This window comes from Variovorax sp. GW821-FHT10B04, from assembly GCF_059415645.1.
On the sequence record NZ_JBWKNQ010000020.1, the window covers coordinates 1 to 19,494 of the forward strand.

Annotated in this window: 15 protein-coding genes and 2 tRNA genes; 16 read left to right on the forward strand and 1 reads right to left on the reverse strand. The window is 63.4% G+C overall.

Features of this window, described 5'->3' with window-relative positions; translation table 11 throughout:
- The 16 genes from AC07PZ_RS30795 to AC07PZ_RS30870 form a co-directional block, all read left to right on the forward strand.
- Nucleotides 1–75: EF-Tu C-terminal domain-related protein (locus tag AC07PZ_RS30795; RefSeq protein WP_495297781.1), on the forward strand; the 75-nt coding region annotated here is incomplete at its 5' end.
- Nucleotides 76–86: 11 nt separating this feature from the next.
- Nucleotides 87–162, forward strand: a tRNA-Trp gene (locus tag AC07PZ_RS30800).
- Between the two features lie 135 nt (nt 163–297).
- Entirely contained in the window at nt 298–681 is a 384-nt protein-coding gene (secE, locus tag AC07PZ_RS30805) for a preprotein translocase subunit SecE (protein WP_495298993.1), read from the forward strand.
- The gene (gene nusG / locus AC07PZ_RS30810) at nt 681–1,277 is read left to right on the forward strand and encodes a transcription termination/antitermination protein NusG (protein WP_495298994.1); all 597 of its coding nucleotides are present in this window, start codon (nt 681–683) and stop codon (nt 1,275–1,277) included. The genes secE and nusG overlap by 1 nt, the downstream gene beginning before the upstream one ends.
- Nucleotides 1,278–1,421: 144 nt before the next feature.
- Complete coding sequence (gene rplK / locus AC07PZ_RS30815; protein WP_159858354.1) at nt 1,422–1,853, forward strand: 50S ribosomal protein L11; 432 nt, start codon at nt 1,422–1,424, stop codon at nt 1,851–1,853.
- Nucleotide 1,854: 1 nt separating this feature from the next.
- On the forward strand, nt 1,855–2,553 hold the full coding sequence (gene rplA / locus AC07PZ_RS30820; protein WP_495298995.1) for a 50S ribosomal protein L1: 699 nt from the start codon (nt 1,855–1,857) through the stop codon (nt 2,551–2,553).
- Nucleotides 2,554–2,802: 249 nt separating this feature from the next.
- Complete coding sequence (rplJ, locus tag AC07PZ_RS30825; RefSeq protein ID WP_495298996.1) at nt 2,803–3,333, forward strand: 50S ribosomal protein L10; 531 nt, start codon at nt 2,803–2,805, stop codon at nt 3,331–3,333.
- Nucleotides 3,334–3,378: 45 nt separating this feature from the next.
- Nucleotides 3,379–3,753, forward strand: coding sequence for a 50S ribosomal protein L7/L12 (gene rplL, locus AC07PZ_RS30830; RefSeq protein ID WP_495298997.1), 375 nt, complete (start codon nt 3,379–3,381; stop codon nt 3,751–3,753).
- A gap of 295 nt (nt 3,754–4,048) precedes the next feature.
- On the forward strand, nt 4,049–8,173 hold the full coding sequence (gene rpoB / locus AC07PZ_RS30835) for a DNA-directed RNA polymerase subunit beta (RefSeq protein WP_495298998.1): 4,125 nt from the start codon (nt 4,049–4,051) through the stop codon (nt 8,171–8,173).
- Between the two features lie 20 nt (nt 8,174–8,193).
- Nucleotides 8,194–12,420 carry a DNA-directed RNA polymerase subunit beta' gene (gene rpoC / locus AC07PZ_RS30840; protein ID WP_495298999.1) on the forward strand — a complete coding sequence of 1,409 codons (4,227 nt, stop codon included), beginning with the start codon at nt 8,194–8,196 and terminating at the stop codon, nt 12,418–12,420.
- Between the two features lie 84 nt (nt 12,421–12,504).
- Entirely contained in the window at nt 12,505–13,110 is a 606-nt protein-coding gene (locus AC07PZ_RS30845) for a LemA family protein (protein WP_495299000.1), read from the forward strand.
- 125 nt (nt 13,111–13,235) lie between these two features.
- Nucleotides 13,236–14,564, forward strand: coding sequence for a 16S rRNA (cytosine(967)-C(5))-methyltransferase RsmB (rsmB, locus tag AC07PZ_RS30850; RefSeq protein ID WP_495299001.1), 1,329 nt, complete (start codon nt 13,236–13,238; stop codon nt 14,562–14,564).
- Nucleotides 14,515–15,210, forward strand: a complete 696-nt coding sequence (locus AC07PZ_RS30855; protein ID WP_495299002.1) for a DUF4390 domain-containing protein — start codon at nt 14,515–14,517, stop codon at nt 15,208–15,210. The genes rsmB and AC07PZ_RS30855 overlap by 50 nt, the downstream gene beginning before the upstream one ends.
- A 47-nt stretch (nt 15,211–15,257) precedes the next feature.
- Nucleotides 15,258–17,516, forward strand: a complete 2,259-nt coding sequence (locus tag AC07PZ_RS30860) for a sensor histidine kinase (RefSeq protein WP_495299044.1) — start codon at nt 15,258–15,260, stop codon at nt 17,514–17,516.
- A 68-nt stretch (nt 17,517–17,584) separates the two neighbouring features.
- Complete coding sequence (locus tag AC07PZ_RS30865) at nt 17,585–18,295, forward strand: response regulator (RefSeq protein ID WP_495299003.1); 711 nt, start codon at nt 17,585–17,587, stop codon at nt 18,293–18,295.
- Nucleotides 18,296–18,330: 35 nt separating this feature from the next.
- Nucleotides 18,331–18,406, forward strand: a tRNA-Phe gene (locus tag AC07PZ_RS30870).
- 226 nt (nt 18,407–18,632) lie between these two features.
- Here the strand turns inward: AC07PZ_RS30870 and AC07PZ_RS30875 are convergent.
- Nucleotides 18,633–19,442, reverse strand: a complete 810-nt coding sequence (locus AC07PZ_RS30875) for a transporter substrate-binding domain-containing protein (RefSeq protein WP_495299004.1) — start codon at nt 19,440–19,442, stop codon at nt 18,633–18,635.
- Nucleotides 19,443–19,494 lie beyond the last annotated feature (52 nt).

The following is a 19,494-nucleotide window of genomic DNA, read 5'->3' on the forward strand; positions in this document are numbered from 1 at the left end:
GAAGGCCTGCGCTTCGCCATTCGCGAAGGCGGCAAGACCGTCGGCTCGGGCGTCGTGGCCAAGGTCCTCGCTTAATTGGTTTCCGGAGGGGTATAGCTCAATTGGCAGAGCGTCGGTCTCCAAAACCGAAGGTTGTAGGTTCGATTCCTACTGCCCCTGCCACCTGACGGTGGTGAAAAAAGAACTCACCGGCCTCTCCGGTGAGGCCAAAAAGGCCCGTCGCAACCCGACGGGCTTCGGCGTCTCCAGAAGACGCATTGAATTCAGGGCCGCTATGGCCGCAGGAACTTGCCCAAGATGGCTGCATCTCAAATCGAAACCGTGAGCACCGGGGCCGACAAGGCCAAGCTGGCCGCATCCGTGGTGTTGGCGGTGGGCGCCATCGTGGCGTACTACCTGCTGGCACGCCAAGGTTCGTTGGCGCAGTGGGCTGCGTTGCTGGTGCTTCTGGCCCTCGCGGTGGGTACGTTCGCGAGTTCCGAAAATGGCCGGCAGCTGTGGGCCTTCGGTCGTGATTCCTGGCGTGAAGTTCGCAAGGTTGTCTGGCCGAGTCGCAAGGAGGCCATCCAGATGACGGCCTACGTGTTCGCCTTCGTGGCGATCATGTCGGTATTCCTCTGGCTGACCGACAAGACGCTCGAATGGGTGTTTTTTGACCTCATTCTGGGCTGGAGAAAATAATGACTGACGAAGCTGTCGAAGTAACGTCCGAGACCAATCCGCTGCTGGCGCCTGCATCCAATCCGGATCTGCGCTGGTACGTGGTCCATGCGTATTCCGGCATGGAAAAGGCGGTTGAGCGCAACATCACCGAGCGCATCAATCGCGCGGGCATGCAGGACAAGTTCGGCCGCATCCTCGTGCCAACCGAGGAAGTCGTCGAAATCAAGAATGGCCAGAAGCGTACGACCGAGCGTCGCTTCTTCCCGGGCTACGTGCTGGTCGAAATGATCATGGACGACGAAAGCTGGCACTTGGTGAAGCACACCAACAAGGTGACCGGCTTCGTCGGTGGCGCCAAGAACCGTCCGGCCCCGATTTCCCAAAAGGAAGTCGAAGACATCGTGAACCAGATGCAGCAAGGCACCGAAAAGCCGCGCCACAAGGTCGAGTTCATGGTCGGCGAGTTCGTGCGTGTCAAGGAAGGTCCTTTCACCGACTTCAACGGCACCGTTGAGGAAGTCAACTACGAGAAGAGCAAGGTGCGCGTGTCGGTCATGATTTTTGGTCGCGCAACGCCCGTCGAGCTCGAGTTCAGCCAGGTCGAAAAGACCTGATCCAGTTTTTCGACGAAGTTCGGGTAACGGATTTCGTCTTTGGTTCCTTGCCTCCCGACTCGGCAAGGAGCGTCACTCCAGAGTCGTCAACCCCCGGGGAGCCCTGGCGAATGCCGAGGCGTCATCACCCGCAAGGAGTAAGTCATGGCGAAAAAAATCGTCGGCTTCATCAAGCTGCAAGTGCCAGCTGGTAAGGCCAATCCGTCACCGCCGATCGGTCCCGCACTGGGTCAGCGCGGCCTGAACATCATGGAGTTCTGCAAGGCGTTCAACGCCCAGACCCAAGGCGTCGAGCCGGGTCTGCCGCTGCCGGTGGTCATCACCGCGTTCGCGGACAAGAGCTTCACCTTCATCATCAAGACGCCGCCGGCGATCACCTTGATCAAGAAGGCCATCAAGCTGGACAAGGGCTCGGCCCGTCCGCACCTCGACAAGGTCGGCAAGATCACGCGCGCACAGCTCGAAGAGATCGCCAAGACCAAGATGAAGGACCTGACGGCAGCCGATCTGGACGCCGCAGTTCGCACCATCGCCGGCTCTGCCCGTTCGATGGGCGTCAATGTGGAGGGCGTGTGAGATGGCAAAGCTGACCAAGAAGGCCAAGAGCCTGCAAGGCAAGGTGGACACCACCAAGCTGTATCCGCTCGCTGATGCGATCGGCCTCGTGAAGGAAGCCGCCACCGCCAAGTTCGATGAGTCCATCGACGTGGCCGTGCAACTCGGCATCGACGCGAAGAAGTCGGACCAGGTCGTTCGTGGCGCCGTCGTGCTGCCCAACGGTACCGGCAAGACCAAGCGCGTCGCCGTGTTCGCCCAAGGCGCCAAGGCTGAAGAAGCCAAGGCTGCTGGCGCCGACATCGTCGGCATGGATGATCTGGCTGCGATGGTGAAGGCTGGCGACATGCCCTTCGATGTCGTGATCGCTGCACCGGACGCCATGCGCGTCGTCGGTACGCTGGGTCAGATCCTTGGCCCGCGTGGTTTGATGCCAAACCCGAAGGTCGGTACGGTCACCCCGGACGTCGCCACGGCAGTCAAGAACGCCAAGGCCGGCCAAGTGCAGTTCCGCGTCGACAAGGCCGGCATCATCCACGGCACGATCGGTCGTCGTTCGTTCGACACCGACAAGCTGCAGAGCAATCTGGCCGCACTGGTCGATGCGCTGGTGAAGGCCAAGCCTGCAACGAGCAAGGGCGTGTACCTGCGCAAGGTCGCTGTGTCGTCGACCATGGGCCTCGGCGTTCGCGTCGACACCCAGACGATCGCATCGGCCTGATGAGAATTTGCCGTACCCCTCGGGGCGCGGCGATGTGGTGGGCCGGCGTGGCTCCGTCGCAAGACGGAAAGCGCGTCGGGCCATCCAAGACCGCTGGCGTGCAGTCCGCTGCACTTAATCGAATTCCTCGTGAATTCACCAGCGCAGATGGCGATCCCGCTGCAAGGAATCTTGTTTCCGAAACAGTTGGTCGCTGCATGAAGCGTGTCTCGAGGCTTCGGCCGAAGGACACATTAAAAGGAGTAGACCTTGAGTCTGAATCGCAGTGAGAAAGAAGCGGTCATCAGTGATGTGACCAGCCTCGCCGCAAAAGCTCAAACGCTCGTGATGGCGGAATACCGTGGTATCACGGTGGCTGACATGACCAAATTGCGCAATGTCGCGCGCAGCCAGGGCGTGACGCTCAGCGTGTTGAAGAACACGCTGGCACGCCGTGCTGTCGCAGGCAGCGCATTTGAGATCGTCGGCGACCAGATGACCGGTCCGCTGATCTATGGCTTCTCCGAAGACGCTGTGGCCGCCGCCAAGGTGGTGGCCGATTTCGCGAAGACCAACGACAAGTTGGTGATTCGCGGTGGCGCATTCGGTGGCAAGGCCCTGGACGTCGAAGGCGTGAAGCAACTGGCCAACATCCCTTCCAAGGAAGTGTTGCTGGCGCAATTGCTGGGCTTGTTGCAATCCCCGATCTCGCGCACGGCCCGTGTTCTGGCCGCGCTCGCCGAGAAGCGTGGTGGTGGCGAAGCACCGGCCGAGGCTCCGGCCGAAGCGCAAGCAGCCTGATGGCCTTGCGTTTGAATATTTCAACCCAATTGTTAGGAAACAAAAATGGCATTCGATAAAGACGCATTTCTGACCGCGCTCGACAGCATGACGGTCCTGGAACTCAACGACCTGGTCAAGGCCATCGAAGAGAAGTTTGGCGTGAGCGCCGCAGCGATGTCGGCTCCCGCAGCTGGCGGTGGTGCTGCTGCTGCCGTGGTCGAAGAGAAGACCGAATTCAACGTCGTGCTGGTGGAAGCCGGCGCGAACAAGGTTTCGGCGATCAAGGCCGTGCGCGAAATCACCGGCCTGGGCCTCAAGGAAGCCAAGGACCTGGTGGAAGCCGCTCCCAAGGCTGTCAAGGAAGGCCTGTCGAAGGCTGACGCTGAAGCTGCCAAGAAGAAGCTGGAAGATGCCGGCGCCAAGGTGGAACTGAAGTAATTCAGTCCCCCTCGAGGGCTGGAGGTGCCTGAAAAGGCCCTCCAGCCTTTGCCGCTTTCAGAGCGCACCCAAAAGCTGGTTCGATTCCGGTTTTCCTGCAGGCCTTCAAGCCAGCGGAAAAGCGAGAACCGAGACGATTTTTGAGTGTCTTCTGACCCCGACTGCAGAAGACCCCTTGGTTCGGGTGATGTGCAATGCATCACTGTCCGCCAACGGCTGGTAGTGGCCAGCCGCCAAGCAGTGGCGCGAGAGCGTTGCTGACAAGTCGCTGAAGATCTCAAGCACCGGAGCTCTCATGGCCCAAACGTCCACGTACAGTTACACCGAACGCAAGCGCATCCGAAAGAATTTCGGTAGCCGCGACAGCGTCGTTGAAATCCCCTACCTGCTGCAGATGCAGAAGGACGCGTACACCGCGTTCCTGCAAGCTGGCATTGCGCCCCAGAAGCGGACCATCGAAGGCCTGCAGGCCGCGTTCACCGCGGCTTTCCCCATCGTCTCGCACAACGGTTTTGTCGAGATGAAGTTTCTCGAGTACAACCTCGCGAAGCCTGCGTTCGACGTGCGTGAATGCCAGACCCGGGGCCTGACCTTCGCGTCGGCCGTGCGTGCCAAGGTTCAGCTGATCATCTATGACCGTGAATCGTCGACCTCGCAGTCGAAGGTGGTCAAGGAAGTGAAGGAGCAAGAGGTCTACATGGGCGAAGTGCCGCTCATGACCGACAAGGGCTCGTTCATCATCAACGGTACCGAGCGCGTCATCGTGTCGCAGCTGCACCGTTCGCCGGGCGTGTTCTTCGAACACGACAAGGGCAAGACCCACAGCTCGGGCAAGCTGTTGTTCTCGGCTCGCGTGATTCCCTACCGCGGTTCGTGGCTCGACTTCGAGTTCGATCCGAAGGACATGCTGTACTTCCGCGTGGACCGTCGCCGCAAGATGCCGGTCACGATCCTGCTGAAGGCCATCGGCCTGAACCCGGAATCGATCCTGGCGAACTTCTTCGTCAACGACAACTTCCGCCTGATGGACAGCGGCGCGCAAATGGAGTTCGTCTCCGAGCGCCTGCGCGGCGAAGTCGCGCGCTTCGACATCACCGACAAGTCGGGCAAGGTCGTTGTCGCCAAGGACAAGCGCGTCACCGCACGCCACACGCGTGAGCTGGAGCAGGGCGGCACGACGCACATCAGCGTGCCGGAAGACTTCCTGGTCGGCCGCGTGGTTGCGCGCAACATCGTCGACGGCGATTCCGGCGAGATCCTGGCCAAGGCCAACGACGAGCTGACCGAAGCGCTGCTGAAGAAGCTGCGCACGGCAGGCGTGCAGGACATCCAGGTCATCTACACGAACGAACTGGACCAGGGCGCATACATCTCGCAGACCCTGCGCATCGACGAAACGGTCGACGAATTCGCCGCCCGCGTGGCCATCTACCGCATGATGCGTCCCGGCGAGCCGCCGACGGAAGACGCGGTGCAGGCCCTGTTCCAGCGCCTGTTCTACAACCCGGACACGTACGACCTGTCGCGCGTCGGCCGCATGAAGTTCAACGCCAAGGTCGGTCGCGACGAATCGACCGGCCCGATGGTGCTGTCCAACGAAGACATCCTGGCCGTGGTCAAGATCCTCGTCGATCTGCGCAACGGCAACGGTGAAGTCGACGACATCGACCATCTGGGCAACCGTCGCGTGCGCTGCGTCGGCGAACTGGCCGAGAACCAGTACCGCACCGGCCTGGCTCGCATCGAGAAGGCCGTCAAGGAACGTCTGGGTCAGGCCGAGCAAGAGCCGCTGATGCCGCACGACCTGATCAACTCCAAGCCGATTTCCGCGGCGCTCAAGGAGTTCTTCGGTGCGTCGCAGCTGTCGCAGTTCATGGACCAAACGAACCCGCTGGCCGAAATCACCCACAAGCGCCGCGTGTCGGCTCTTGGCCCGGGCGGTTTGACCCGCGAACGTGCCGGCTTCGAAGTGCGCGACGTGCACGTGACCCACTACGGTCGCGTGTGCCCGATCGAAACGCCTGAAGGCCCGAACATCGGCCTGATCAACTCGCTGGCACTGTACGCACGCCTGAACGAGTACGGTTTCATCGAAACCCCGTACCGTCGCGTGGCGGACGGCAAGGTGACCGACCAGATCGACTACCTGTCGGCCATCGAGGAAGGCAAGTACGTGATCGCGCAGGCCAACGCTGCGCTCGACAAGGAAGGCCGTCTGACGGGTGACCTGGTGTCGGCTCGCGAACAGGGCGAATCCACGCTGCTGAGCGCCGAACGCGTGCAGTACATGGACGTGTCGCCGGCGCAGATCGTGTCGGTGGCTGCTTCCCTCGTGCCGTTTCTGGAGCACGACGATGCGAACCGCGCACTGATGGGCGCCAACATGTCGCGTCAGGCCGTGCCCGTGCTGCGTCCCGAGAAGCCGATGGTCGGCACCGGGATCGAGCGCGTGGCTGCGGTGGACTCGGGCACCGTGGTCACCGCGACCCGCGGCGGCGTGGTCGACTATGTCGACGCGACCCGCATCGTGGTGCGCGTGAACGATGCCGAAGCGACGGCCGGTGAAGTGGGTGTGGACATCTACAACCTCATCAAGTATCAGCGTTCCAACCAGAACACGAATATCCACCAGCGCCCGATCGTCAAGCGTGGCGACCTGCTGGCCAAGGGTGACGTGATCGCCGACGGCGCATCGACCGACCTCGGCGAAATCGCCATCGGCCAGAACATGCTGATCGGCTTCATGCCGTGGAACGGCTACAACTTCGAAGACTCGATCCTGATCTCCGAACGCGTCGTCGCCGAAGACCGCTACACCTCGATCCACATCGAGGAACTGGTGGTCATGGCCCGCGACACCAAGCTGGGTGCCGAGGAAATCACCCGCGACATCCCGAACCTGGCCGAGCAGCAGCTCAACCGCCTGGACGAGTCCGGCATCATCTACGTCGGCGCCGAAGTGCAGCCGGGCGATACGCTGGTGGGCAAGGTCACGCCGAAGGGCGAGACCACGCTGACGCCGGAAGAGAAGCTGCTTCGCGCCATCTTCGGCGAGAAGGCTTCCGACGTGAAGGACACCTCGCTGCGCGTGAGCCAGGGTTCGCAAGGCACCGTGATCGACGTGCAGGTCTTCACCCGCGAAGGCATCACGCGCGACAAGCGCGCCCAGCAGATCATCGACGACGAACTCAAGCGCTTCCGCCTGGACTTGAACGACCAGCTGCGCATCGTCGAAGCCGACGCGTTCGACCGGATCGAGAAGCTGCTGACCGGCAAGGCCGCCAACGGCGGCCCGAACAAGCTGGCCAAGGGCACCAAGCTCGACAAGGCCTATCTGTCGTCGATCGAGAAGTTCCACTGGTTCGACATCCGCCCGGCGGAAGACGAAGTGGCTTCGCAGCTCGAGTCGATCAAGAACTCGCTGGAGCAGACGCGCCACAGCTTCGACCTCGCGTTCGAGGAAAAGCGCAAGAAGCTCACGCAGGGCGACGAGCTGCCCGCGGGCGTGCTCAAGATGGTCAAGGTGTACCTGGCCGTCAAGCGCCGCCTGCAGCCTGGCGACAAGATGGCCGGCCGTCACGGCAACAAGGGTGTGGTGTCCAAGATCGTTCCGGTCGAAGACATGCCGCACATGGCCGACGGTACGCCGTGCGACGTCTGCCTGAATCCGCTGGGCGTGCCTTCGCGGATGAACGTGGGTCAGGTGCTGGAAGTGCATCTGGGCTGGGCCGGCAAGGGCATCGGTCAGCGCATCGGCGACATGCTCCAGGCCGAAGCGAAGATCGCAGAACTCCGCGCCTTCCTCGACAAGCTCTACAACGGCGCCGGCCGCAAGGAAGACCTGAGCAAGCTCAGCGACACCGACGTGATCGAGATGGCCAAGAACCTGTCTGCGGGTGTGACCTTCGCAACGCCGGTGTTCGATGGCGCGACCGAGGAAGAGATCAGCGGCATGCTGCAGCTCGCCTACCCGGAAGAGATCGCCAAGCTCAAGGGCCTGACCGAGACGCGCACGCAGGCCTACCTGTACGACGGCCGCACCGGCGACCAGTTCGAGCGTCCGGTCACGGTCGGCTACATGCACTTCTTGAAGCTGCACCATCTGGTGGACGACAAGATGCACGCGCGCTCGACGGGTCCGTACTCGCTGGTCACGCAGCAACCGCTCGGCGGCAAGGCCCAGTTCGGTGGCCAGCGCTTCGGGGAAATGGAAGTGTGGGCGCTCGAGGCCTACGGCGCGGCTTACGTCCTGCAGGAAATGCTGACGGTGAAGTCCGACGACGTGCAAGGCCGTACCAAGGTGTACGAGAGCATCGTCAAGGGCGAACACTCCATCGAAGCCGGCATGCCGGAATCGTTCAACGTGCTGGTCAAGGAAATCCGTTCCCTTGGCCTGGACATTGAACTCGAACGTTCATAAGCAGAAAAGGAAAGAGTCACATGAAGTCTTTACTCGACCTGTTCAAGCAATTCACGCCGGATGAGCATTTCGATGCCATCAAGATCGGCATGGCTTCGCCCGAGAAGATCCGTTCGTGGTCTTTCGGCGAGGTGAAGAAGCCCGAGACGATCAACTACCGCACTTTCAAGCCCGAACGCGACGGCCTGTTCTGCGCCAAGATCTTCGGGCCCATCAAGGACTACGAATGCCTGTGCGGCAAGTACAAGCGCCTGAAGCATCGCGGCGTCATCTGCGAGAAGTGCGGCGTTGAAGTCACGCAGACCAAGGTGCGCCGCGAGCGCATGGGCCACATCGACCTGGCTGCGCCCTGCGCGCACATCTGGTTCCTGAAGTCGCTGCCGTCGCGCCTGGGCCTGGTGCTCGACATGACGCTGCGCGACATCGAACGCGTGCTGTATTTCGAAGCCTACGTGATCACCGATCCGGGCATGACCCCGCTGAAGAAGTTCGGCATCATGTCCGAGGACGACTACGACGCGAAGCGCAAGGAATTCGGTGACGAATTCGTCGCCAAGATGGGCGCCGAAGGCATCAAGGACCTGCTCGAAGGCATCGAACTCGACAGCGAGATCGAACGCCTGCGTGGCGACCTGACCGGTTCCGAAGTCAAGGTCAAGAAGAACTCCAAGCGCCTCAAGGTGCTGGAAGCCTTCAAGAAGTCCGGCATCAAGCCGGGCTGGATGGTGCTGGACGTGCTGCCCGTGCTGCCGCCGGACCTGCGTCCGCTGGTGCCGCTGGACGGCGGCCGCTTCGCGACCTCCGACCTGAACGACCTGTACCGCCGCGTCATCAACCGCAACTCGCGTCTGCGCCGCCTGCTGGAGCTGAAGGCTCCGGAAATCATCGCGCGCAACGAAAAGCGGATGCTGCAGGAAGCCGTCGACTCGCTGCTGGACAACGGTCGCCGCGGCAAGGCCATGACGGGCGCCAACAAGCGTGCACTCAAGTCGCTGGCCGACATGATCAAGGGCAAGTCGGGTCGTTTCCGCCAGAACTTGCTGGGCAAGCGCGTCGACTATTCGGGTCGTTCGGTCATTACCGTGGGCCCGACGCTCAAGCTGCATCAGTGCGGTCTGCCGAAGCTGATGGCGCTCGAATTGTTCAAGCCTTTCATCTTCTCGCGCCTCGAAGCCATGGGCATCGCGACGACGATCAAGGCCGCCAAGAAGGAAGTCGAATCCGGTACGCCGGTGGTCTGGGACATCCTGGAAGAGGTCATCAAGGAGCACCCGGTCATGCTGAACCGCGCTCCGACGTTGCACCGTCTGGGCATCCAGGCCTTCGAACCCATCCTGATCGAAGGCAAGGCGATCCAGCTGCATCCGCTCGTCTGCGCGGCATTCAACGCCGACTTCGACGGTGACCAGATGGCCGTCCACGTGCCGCTGTCGGTCGAAGCGCAGATGGAAGCCCGCACGCTGATGCTGGCCTCCAACAACGTGCTGTTCCCGGCTTCGGGCGAGCCGTCGATCGTGCCGTCCCAGGACGTGGTGCTGGGTCTGTACTACACGACCCGCGACCGCATCAACGCCAAGGGCGAAGGCCTGATCTTCTCCGACATCGGCGAAGTCCAGCGCGCGCTCGACGCCAACGTGGTCGAACTCACCGCCAAGGTGGCCGTGCGCATCACCGAGTACACGAAGAACAAGGAAACCGGCGAATTCACGCCGTCGACCTCGCTCGTGGACACGACCGTGGGCCGTGCGCTGCTGTCCGAGATCCTGCCGAAGGGCCTGCCGTTCTCCAACCTGAACAAGGCGCTGAAGAAGAAGGAAATCTCGAAGCTCATCAACGTCTCGTTCCGCAAGTGCGGTCTGAAAGAGACCGTGGTGTTCGCCGACAAGCTGCTGCAGAACGGTTTCCGTCTCGCGACGAAGGCCGGTATCTCGATCGCCATCGGCGACATGCTGGTGCCTGCCGAGAAGCACGGCATCATCGAGCGCTCCGCCAAGGAAGTGAAAGAGATCGAACAGCAGTACGTGTCCGGTCTCGTGACCTCCGGCGAGCGTTACAACAAGGTCGTGGACATCTGGGGCAAGGCCGGCGACGAAGTGTCGAAGGTCATGATGGCCAAGCTGTCGAAGCAGCGCGTCATCGACCGCCACGGCAAGGACGTCGAGCAGGAATCCTTCAACTCGATCTACATGATGGCCGACTCCGGTGCCCGCGGTTCCGCGGCCCAGATCCGCCAGGTGGCCGGCATGCGGGGCCTGATGGCCAAGCCGGACGGCTCGATCATCGAGACCCCGATCACCGCGAACTTCCGCGAAGGTCTGAACGTGCTGGAGTACTTCATCTCCACCCACGGTGCCCGTAAGGGTCTGGCCGACACCGCGCTGAAGACCGCGAACTCGGGTTACCTGACGCGCCGCCTGGTCGACGTGACGCAGGATCTGGTCGTGATCGAACAGGACTGCGACACCCACCAGGGTTCGATGATGCGCGCCATCGTCGAAGGCGGTGAAGTGATCGAGTCTCTGCGCGACCGTATCCTGGGCCGTACTGCGGCCGAGGACGTGCTGCACCCCGAGAACCGTTCGGTGCTGCTGAAGTCCGGCGAGATGTTCGACGAAGACAACATCGAGGAGCTCGAGGCGCAAGGCGTCGACGAGGTCAAGGTGCGTACGGCGCTGACCTGCGAAACCCGCTTCGGCATCTGCGCCAAGTGCTACGGCCGCGACCTGGGCCGCGGCGGCCTGATCAACATCGGCGAAGCCGTCGGTGTGATCGCTGCCCAGTCCATCGGCGAACCCGGCACGCAGCTGACGATGCGGACCTTCCACATCGGTGGCGCGGCATCGCGTGCAGCCATCGCATCCAGCGTCGAAGCCAAGTCGAATGGTTCGATCGGCTTCAACGCCACGATGCGCTACGTGACCAACAGCAAGAACGAGCTGGTCGTCATTTCGCGTTCGGGCGAAATCGTGATCCACGACGAGCATGGCCGTGAGCGCGAACGCCACAAGGTGCCGTACGGCGCCACGCTGGCGGTCAAGGCCGACCAGGCGATCAAGGCGGGTCACATCCTCGCCAACTGGGATCCGCTGACGCGCCCCATCATCACGGAATTCGCCGGCCAGACGAAGTTCGAGAACGTCGAGGAAGGCCTCACGGTGGCCAAGCAGGTCGACGAAGTGACCGGCCTGTCGACCCTGGTCGTGATCGACCCGAAGCGCCGCGGCGCCGCCAAGGTCGTGCGTCCGCAGGTCAAGCTGATCGACGCGCAAGGCCATGAGGTGAAGATCCCCGGCACCGACCATTCGGTGACGATCGGCTTCCCGATCGGCTCGCTGGTCCAGATCCGCGACGGTCAGGACGTGGGCCCCGGCGAAGTGCTGGCGCGTATTCCGGTCGAAGGCCAGAAGACGCGGGACATCACCGGCGGTCTGCCGCGTGTGGCCGAGCTGTTCGAAGCCCGTTCGCCGAAGGACAAGGGCATGCTGGCCGAAATGACCGGTACCGTGTCGTTCGGCAAGGAGACCAAGGGCAAGATCCGTCTGCAGATCACCGACCCGGAAGGCGGCGTTTACGAGGAACTCGTGCCGAAGGAAAAGAACATCCTGGTGCACGAAGGCCAGGTGGTGAACAAGGGCGAGTCCGTGGTGGACGGCCCGGCGGATCCGCAGGACATCCTGCGCCTGCTGGGTTCGGAAGAACTGGCGCGCTACATCGTCGACGAAGTGCAGGACGTGTACCGCCTGCAAGGCGTGAAGATCAACGACAAGCACATCGAGGTGATCGTTCGCCAGATGCTGCGTCGCGTCGTGGTGGACAACATCGGTGACACCGCCTACATCTCCGGCGAACAGGTCGAACGCAGCGAAATGCTCAACACCAACGACGCCCTGCGCGCCGAAGGCAAGATCCCTGCGACGTTCACCAACCTGCTGCTGGGTATCACGAAGGCATCGCTCTCGACCGACTCGTTCATCTCGGCAGCGTCGTTCCAGGAAACGACGCGCGTGCTGACCGAAGCCGCGATCATGGGCAAGCGCGACGAGCTGCGCGGTCTGAAGGAAAACGTCATCGTCGGTCGCCTGATCCCCGCAGGCACCGGCATGGCTTACCACCAGGCCCGCAAGGTCAAGGACGCGATGGACGAGGCCGAACGCCGCGCCATCGCCGAATCCGAAGCCGCCGAACTGGCTGGCACGACCGACGACGCGAGCACTGCGGACGCCAGCGAAGGCGCTGCGACGGAGTAATGTCCGTCCCCCGTCGGCCATGAACGGCCTGATGCGCCTCCCTTCCCTCGCCGGAAGGGAGGCGTTTTTTCTGTGGAGGCCGCGGTGAGCCTCTTTCGCGATTCGCTCGTGTACTGGGTGGTGGGTGCAATCCTGCTGTTCTGGTTCGTGGGCGCCTACAACCGGCTGATGCGGCTGCGCGCGAGCGCGCTGCAGGCCTATGCCACGCTGGACGCAGCCCTGCTGCGCCAGCTCGATTTCGTGCAGATGCACAGCCTGAAGAAGCCGGCCGAAGGTGTCGATCCTCCGGATCCGGCGCTCGTGTCGTTGCACGCGACCACCGCCCAGCTGACCACGCTGCTTGCCGTCACGCGGCAAAAGCCGCTCACGGCCGCCAACATCGCCGCACTGGCGACCGCGCTGCATGTGATGCTCGCGGCGTGGCAACGCCTTCATCCGGACGCCGTCATGCGCTTCGAGCCCGACGGCACGTTGGCACGGGTCGTGGTGCCGCAGGCAGGCACGGAGAGTGCATCAGTACCGGCGGCGCCGATTGAACTGACACCGTGGCCTGAACCATCGGCCGCAGCGGAGATCGCGCGTGGCCAGTTCAATCAGGCAGTGACGCACTACAACGCGGCGATCCGGCAGTTCCCTGCGGTGCTCGTGGCATGGGTGATGCAATTGCATCCCGCTGCAGCACTGGGCTGAACGCGGCGAATGCCGCAGACCTTGGGGATGCCGGCTCTGCGTCCCGCTCCCGGCCCGTCTTGCCCCTGACTTACCATCGATCCAAGTTGCTAAACGAACACCCCGAATCCTCCCGCGATGCATCGTTGCAGCCGCCCCTGTGGCGACAGCTGCAACTCACCGCCGCGGCTCTTGCCTCGATCCGCAGCGGGGTCTCCGGCGCCGTTGCGTTCGAGGACGTCGAGCCCGCCCTTCGCCCCGGTGTGCAGGCGATTGGTTTCCAGGTCCTTCGCTGGCTCGGGCGTGCAGAGGCGCTGCGCCGGCATCTGGCCAAGCGCACGCCGCCGCCGCCAGCCGACGCGTTGCTGTGCACCGCGCTGGCGCTCGCCTGGAACGGCGACGACGCGCCCTATGAGACGTTCACGCTGGTCGACCAGACGGTCGAAGCGGCCAAGCGCAATCCGGTGACCCGGGCGCAAGCCAGTTTCATCAATGCATGTCTGCGGCGTTTCCTGCGCGAACGCGACGCGCTCGTCGCCGCGACCGATACGGAGCCGGTGGCGCAGTGGAACCATCCGCGCTGGTGGATCGAACGCCTCAAGCGCGACCATCCGCGCGAGTGGCAGCGCGTTCTGCGCGCAGACAACATGCAGGCGCCGATGACCCTGCGCGTCAATGCGCGCAAGACCGACAGGCGTGCCTATCTCGCAGCCCTCGAGGCCGTGGATCTGGATGCCTGCGCGGTTGGCGAAAGCGGCATCCAGCTGGTGCGCGCGCGTCCGGTGCATCAGCTCCCGGGCTTTGCCGAGGGGTTGGCGTCGGTACAGGATGCGGCGGCGCAACTCGCTGCGCCGCTCCTGCTTGCCGGTCTCCAGCACCCGGCCGGTGACGCGCCCTGGCGCGTGCTCGATGCCTGCGCCGCGCCGGGCGGCAAGACGGCGCACCTGCTCGAATGGGCGGGTCCGGGTGCCGCCGAAGTGACCGCGCTCGAAGTCGATGCGAAGCGCAGCCGCCGTATCGGCGACACGCTGGCACGCCTCGGTCTGCAGGCCGAAGTGGTGGTGGCCGACGCCGGCCGGACGGCCGCGTGGTGGAATGGCGTCCCGTTCGATGCCATCCTGCTCGACGCGCCCTGCACGGCGTCGGGCATCGTGCGCCGACATCCCGACGTGCGATGGCTGCGCCGCGAGAGCGACATTGCGCAGCTTGCGATCCAGCAGGCGATGCTGCTGGCCTCGCTCTGGCCATTGGTGCGGCCCGGCGGGCGGCTGCTCTATTGCACTTGTTCCGTGTTCCGCGAAGAAGGCTCGCACCAGATTGATGCGTTCCTTGCACACAACACTGATGTCCGATTGATGGCATCACCGGGCCATTTGCTGCCTCAAAGCGGCGGGATTGACCGTGGCGTCCCGGACAATCCCTTAGGTGACCACGACGGTTTCTATTACGCGCTGCTCGAAAAGATCCCCCGCTGAGTCAGTCGGGCGGATTCGCCGTGCCATGGCGCGGTATCTCGGCGGATGGCGCGGTTTGGCGGTCGTCGTCTGTCTGCTGTTGTTGATCTGCCCTGCCGTCTTGCTGGCGCAGGAGCATGCGGCGACGGTCACGCAGATGCGTCTGGAGCAGGACGACGACGGCGTCTATCTGAGCGCCGCCGTCGAATTCGGCGTGCCGCCGTTGGTCGAGGATGTGCTCGACAAGGGCATCGCGATTCACTTCGTGGCCGAGGCGGAGCTCTACCGCGAGCGCTGGTACTGGACGGACCGGAAGATCGCCCAGGCGGTGCGGCACATGCGCCTGGCCTACCAGCCTCTCACGCGGCGTTGGCGGCTCAATGTGGCGCCGGTACCGATCACCGGCAACACCGGCTTCGGCGTGCTCGTGAATCAACAGACCTTCGACAGCCTCGACGAGGCACTCGATGCCGTCAAGCGGATCGGCCGGATGCGCCTGGGCGATTTCTCCGCGATTGGCGATGACGCCTCGAATTCCGTCGTCTTCCGCTTCCGGCTCGATACATCGCAGCTCCCGCGGCCGATCCAGATCGGTGTCGTCGGGCTGCCCGACTGGAACATTTCCACCGAACGCAGCGCTCGGCTGCCGCTGGAGAAGCCCAGGTGAGCACGTCCGCGCGGCCCGCCGGCGTGCCGCCGCGCCGCTCGCGAGCGATGCGCTGGGCCATCGGCGTCGGGGCGGCGCTGGTCGTCGCCATCGGCCTCGTGCTGATGTTCCTGCTGGCCGTGGCCACCAACAACCGGGTGCTCTACGAAGAGAATTACGCGAAGCTCTTCGGCATCAACGTGGTCGTGGCGATGCTGCTTCTGCTGGTGCTGTGCTGGGTGGCCTTCCGGCTGTTGCGGCGGCTGCGCCAGGGCAAATTCGGCAGCCGGCTGCTGATCCGGCTCGCCGCGATCTTTGCGCTGGTCGGCGTCGTGCCGGGCGTGCTGGTCTACGTCGTTTCCTATCAGTTCGTGGCGCGGTCGATCGAGAGCTGGTTCGACGTCAAGGTCGAGGGCGCTCTCGACGCGGGCCTGAATCTGGGGCGCGCGACACTGGATTCGCTCGCCGAAGACCTCGCCGCAAAGACACGCACGGCCAGCAATCAGCTCGCGGGCGTACCGGACGCCAGCGCCGGTCTGGTGCTCGAGCGCATCCGCGATCAGCTGGGTGCGACCGATGTCGTGCTGTGGACCGGCTCCGGCCAGCTCATTGCCGGTGCCGGCGCGTCGCGTTTTCAGCTCAATCCCGAGCGGCCGACACAGCAGCAACTGCGGCAGGTGAGGGCCGATCGTGCGGTGGCCCACATCGACGGGCTGGACGAAACGTTGATGGCCGGCCCGACGCCGCCTCCTGCCAGCGTGCGCGCACTCGCACTGGTGCAGCGCCCGGGATTCGACTTCAACACCGAACAGCGATTCCTGCAGGTGACGCAGCCCCTGCCGACCGCGGTCGTCGCCAATGCGCTCGCCGTGCAGGAAGCCAATCGCGAATACCAGGAGCGTGCCCTCGCACGCGATGGCCTGCGCCGCATGTACATCGGCACGCTTACGCTGAGCCTGTTCCTGGCGGTGTTTGGCGCCGTGCTGCTGGCGGTGCTGTTCGGCAACGGGCTGGCGCGGCCGCTGCTCGTGCTCGCCGAAGGCGTGCGGCAGGTGGCGGCAGGGGACCTTCGTCCGACCGCCGTGCTGCACGGCAAGGACGAACTCGGCGGCCTGACGCGGTCCTTCGCCGTCATGACGCAGCAGCTCGCCGACGCGCGAGGGGCGGTCGAAAAGACCGTGGGAGAGCTGGACGCCGCACGTGCCAACCTCCAGACCATCCTGGACAACCTGACCTCCGGCGTGATCGTCCTCGATGGCGCAGGCACCGTGCTGTCGACCAATCCGGGTGCCACCCGCGTCCTGCGCGCGCCGCTGGCCGCCTACGAGGGACGGGCTCTGGCCGAAGTGCCGGGCCTCGCATCGTTCGCCCAGAACATCCAGCAGCAGTTCGACGAACTCGAGGTCGAGTTCGCGCAGCATGGCCTGGACCACTGGCAGCATGCGTTCGAACTCAACGGGAGCAGCACCGGCTTTTCGAAAGACGCGATCAGCATCGTCGCGCGGGGTGCGCAACTGCCGAATGCCGAGCGGCTGCTGGTGTTCGACGACATTTCCGAGATCGTCTCGGCGCAGCGTGCCCAGGCCTGGGGCGAGGTCGCGCGGCGCCTGGCGCATGAAATCAAGAATCCGCTCACGCCGATCCAGTTGTCCGCCGAGCGGCTGGAAATGAAGTTGACCGGCAAGGTGAGCGGGCCGGAGCAAGCGATCCTGACCAAATCGGTGAAGACCATCGTGGATCAGGTCGATGCGATGAAAAGGCTGGTCAACGAGTTTCGCGACTATGCCCGGCTGCCGGCCGCCGAGCTCAAACCCGTCGACCTGAATTCGCTGGTCACCGACGTGTTGCAGCTCTATGGTGCAGACAGCACTCCGATTGCGCTGCGCTGCGAGCTGGATGCGCGGTGCCCGCCGATTCGCGGCGATGCACAGCAGATCCGGCAGGTCATCCACAACCTGTTGCAGAACGCGCAGGACGCGGCCGAAGCCGTGGCCGGCACCGGGCGGACCGGCGAGGTCGTCATCCGCACCCGCCTTGCAGATTCAGGCCAGCGGGTACGGCTGACGGTGCAGGACAGCGGGCCGGGATTCGCCGAGAACATCCTCAAGCGTGCGTTCGAACCGTACGTCACGACCAAGACCAAAGGGACGGGCCTGGGTCTTGCGGTGGTGAAGAAGATCGCGGACGAGCATGGTGCACGCATCGAACTTTCCAACCGCATCGTCGAGGGTGCCGTGGCCGGTGCCCAAGTCTCGCTATCATTCGCATTGGCACGCGAACCGCAGGGAGCGGTCGTTCACACCGAAGATTCGAAGCCATCCGCCTGAGGTCACCGCCTGGCCGAGGCTGGCAAGCGAACGGTCACACCCAGGTACAACGCAGCAACAAGCATTCAATGGCAAATATCCTCGTGGTCGACGACGAGCTGGGCATCCGTGACCTGCTGTTCGAAATTCTGAATGACGAAGGCCACAACGTCGAACTCGCAGAAAACGCAGCCGAAGCCCGGGCGGCTCGCCTGCGGGCACGCCCCGATCTCGTGCTGCTGGATATCTGGATGCCCGACACCGACGGCGTGTCTCTGCTCAAGGAGTGGTCAACCGCCGGCCTGCTGACGATGCCGGTGATCATGATGAGCGGCCATGCCACCATCGACACGGCCGTCGACGCCACGCGGATCGGTGCTTTCGCCTTTCTCGAAAAGCCCATCACCCTGCAGAAATTACTGAAAGCCGTCGAGCAAGGACTGGCGCGCGAGAGCGCCCGCCGTGTGGCCGCCGCCGCCGTTCTTCCGAGTGCAGCCGCTTCGCCGGTGACAGGCGTCACCACCGTGGCCAGCAGCGATCACTCGGTTCTTGCGCCGCCAGCGGCTGTCAGCGCGGTGGTCGACACGGGCCCGCGTGCGACGCAGAGCTTCGATCTCGATCGTCCGCTGCGCGATGCCCGCGATGGTTTCGAAAAGGCGTACTTCGAGTTCCACCTCGCGATGGAAAACGGCTCCATGACCCGCGTGGCGGAAAAAACCGGCCTGGAACGCACGCACCTGTATCGAAAGCTCAAGCAACTTGGCGTCGATCTTTCGAGAGGACGAAAAAGCGCTGTATAATCTAGGGCTGCACTAACGCGAAAGCGTCAGTTCATGGCCCGGTAGCTCAGTTGGTAGAGCAGCGGATTGAAAATCCGCGTGTCGTTGGTTCGATTCCGACCCAGGCCACCAGCATACATGCGCCCCAGCACCGTCAAGGTTCTGGGGCGTTTCTGTTTCTGCTGGCGTCGGAATGCTGCCCGACGACCGGCGCAATCTCCACCCTGCCTCCGCCCGACGAACAAAAGCCCCTGATCCTTCGATCAAGGGCTTCGTGTCTGGTCGGGCTGCCGTCGTACTTCCCAACGCGCCCGTCGCCAGCCGCAACGCGGCGGATTTGCGGCGCCAGCGCGCGGACTCAGTTCTTCTGCGCGATCAGGTCTTCTGGCTTCAACGTCACGCCGTGCCACTTCTTGTAGATGTCGACCAGCTTGCCGTTCTTCAGGTTGGCTTCGACCCAGGTGTTCAGGAAGGACTGCAACTGCGGTTCGTTCTTGCGCAGCGCGATGCCCAGCGGAAAGCCGTTCATCACGAACTTCACCTGGAGGTCGACGTTGGGATTGGTCTTCTTCAACTGGTTGAGCAGCGGCAGCGACGTTGCATAGATCTGCAATTGGCCGCTGGTGATGGCCGTCGTGGAGGTCGGGTCGTCCTCGAAGCGCGTGATCTTCACGTCCGACACGCCTTCGGAGCCTTTGGTCAGCCATTGATCGTTCACGGTGCCGCGCGTCACGGCAACGCCACCCTTGCCGGCCAGGTCGGCGTAGGTCGTGATCTTCATGGCGGCCGGGGCGGCCACGATGCAGTTCAGCTCGGCGTAGGGGATCGAGAAATCGATGACCTTCTTGCGCTCGGGCGTGATCGACAGTGCCGAGATCACGAGGTCGGCCTTGTTCGTGAGCAGGTACTGCACGCGGTTCGGCGTAGCGACCTGCACGATCTCGAGTTCGACGCCCATGTCCTTGGCCAGCAGCCGGGCCGTGTCGACATCGGAGCCGACGGTCTCGAATTTCTCGTCCTTGAATCCATGCGGCGGATTGCCGAGATCGATGGCGACCATCAGCTTGCCGCGGCTCTTGATCGTCGACAGCGCATCGGCATAGACAGCGTGCGACATGATGGCGAGGCTCGCTGCAATGGCGATGCCCTTGATCAGTTTCTTCAACATGAAAGTCTCCTGCTAGTTGTTGTGGTGTCGACCGGACACCGTCGGAAAAACT

What these genes read in the sequence shown, in the direction of transcription:
- rplK (WP_159858354.1), top strand. Translation starts at nt 1,422, where the DNA reads ATGGCGAAAAAAATCGTCGGCTTCATCAAGCTGCAAGTGCCAGCTGGT.
- rplA (WP_495298995.1), top strand. Translation starts at nt 1,855, where the DNA reads ATGGCAAAGCTGACCAAGAAGGCCAAGAGCCTGCAAGGCAAGGTGGAC.
- nusG (WP_495298994.1), top strand. Translation starts at nt 681, where the DNA reads ATGACTGACGAAGCTGTCGAAGTAACGTCCGAGACCAATCCGCTGCTG.
- rplL (WP_495298997.1), top strand. Translation starts at nt 3,379, where the DNA reads ATGGCATTCGATAAAGACGCATTTCTGACCGCGCTCGACAGCATGACG.
- AC07PZ_RS30875 (WP_495299004.1), bottom strand. Translation starts at nt 19,442, where the DNA reads ATGTTGAAGAAACTGATCAAGGGCATCGCCATTGCAGCGAGCCTCGCC.
- secE (WP_495298993.1), top strand. Translation starts at nt 298, where the DNA reads ATGGCTGCATCTCAAATCGAAACCGTGAGCACCGGGGCCGACAAGGCC.
- AC07PZ_RS30865 (WP_495299003.1), top strand. Translation starts at nt 17,585, where the DNA reads ATGGCAAATATCCTCGTGGTCGACGACGAGCTGGGCATCCGTGACCTG.
- rpoB (WP_495298998.1), top strand. Translation starts at nt 4,049, where the DNA reads ATGGCCCAAACGTCCACGTACAGTTACACCGAACGCAAGCGCATCCGA.
- rpoC (WP_495298999.1), top strand. Translation starts at nt 8,194, where the DNA reads ATGAAGTCTTTACTCGACCTGTTCAAGCAATTCACGCCGGATGAGCAT.
- AC07PZ_RS30860 (WP_495299044.1), top strand. Translation starts at nt 15,258, where the DNA reads ATGCGCTGGGCCATCGGCGTCGGGGCGGCGCTGGTCGTCGCCATCGGC.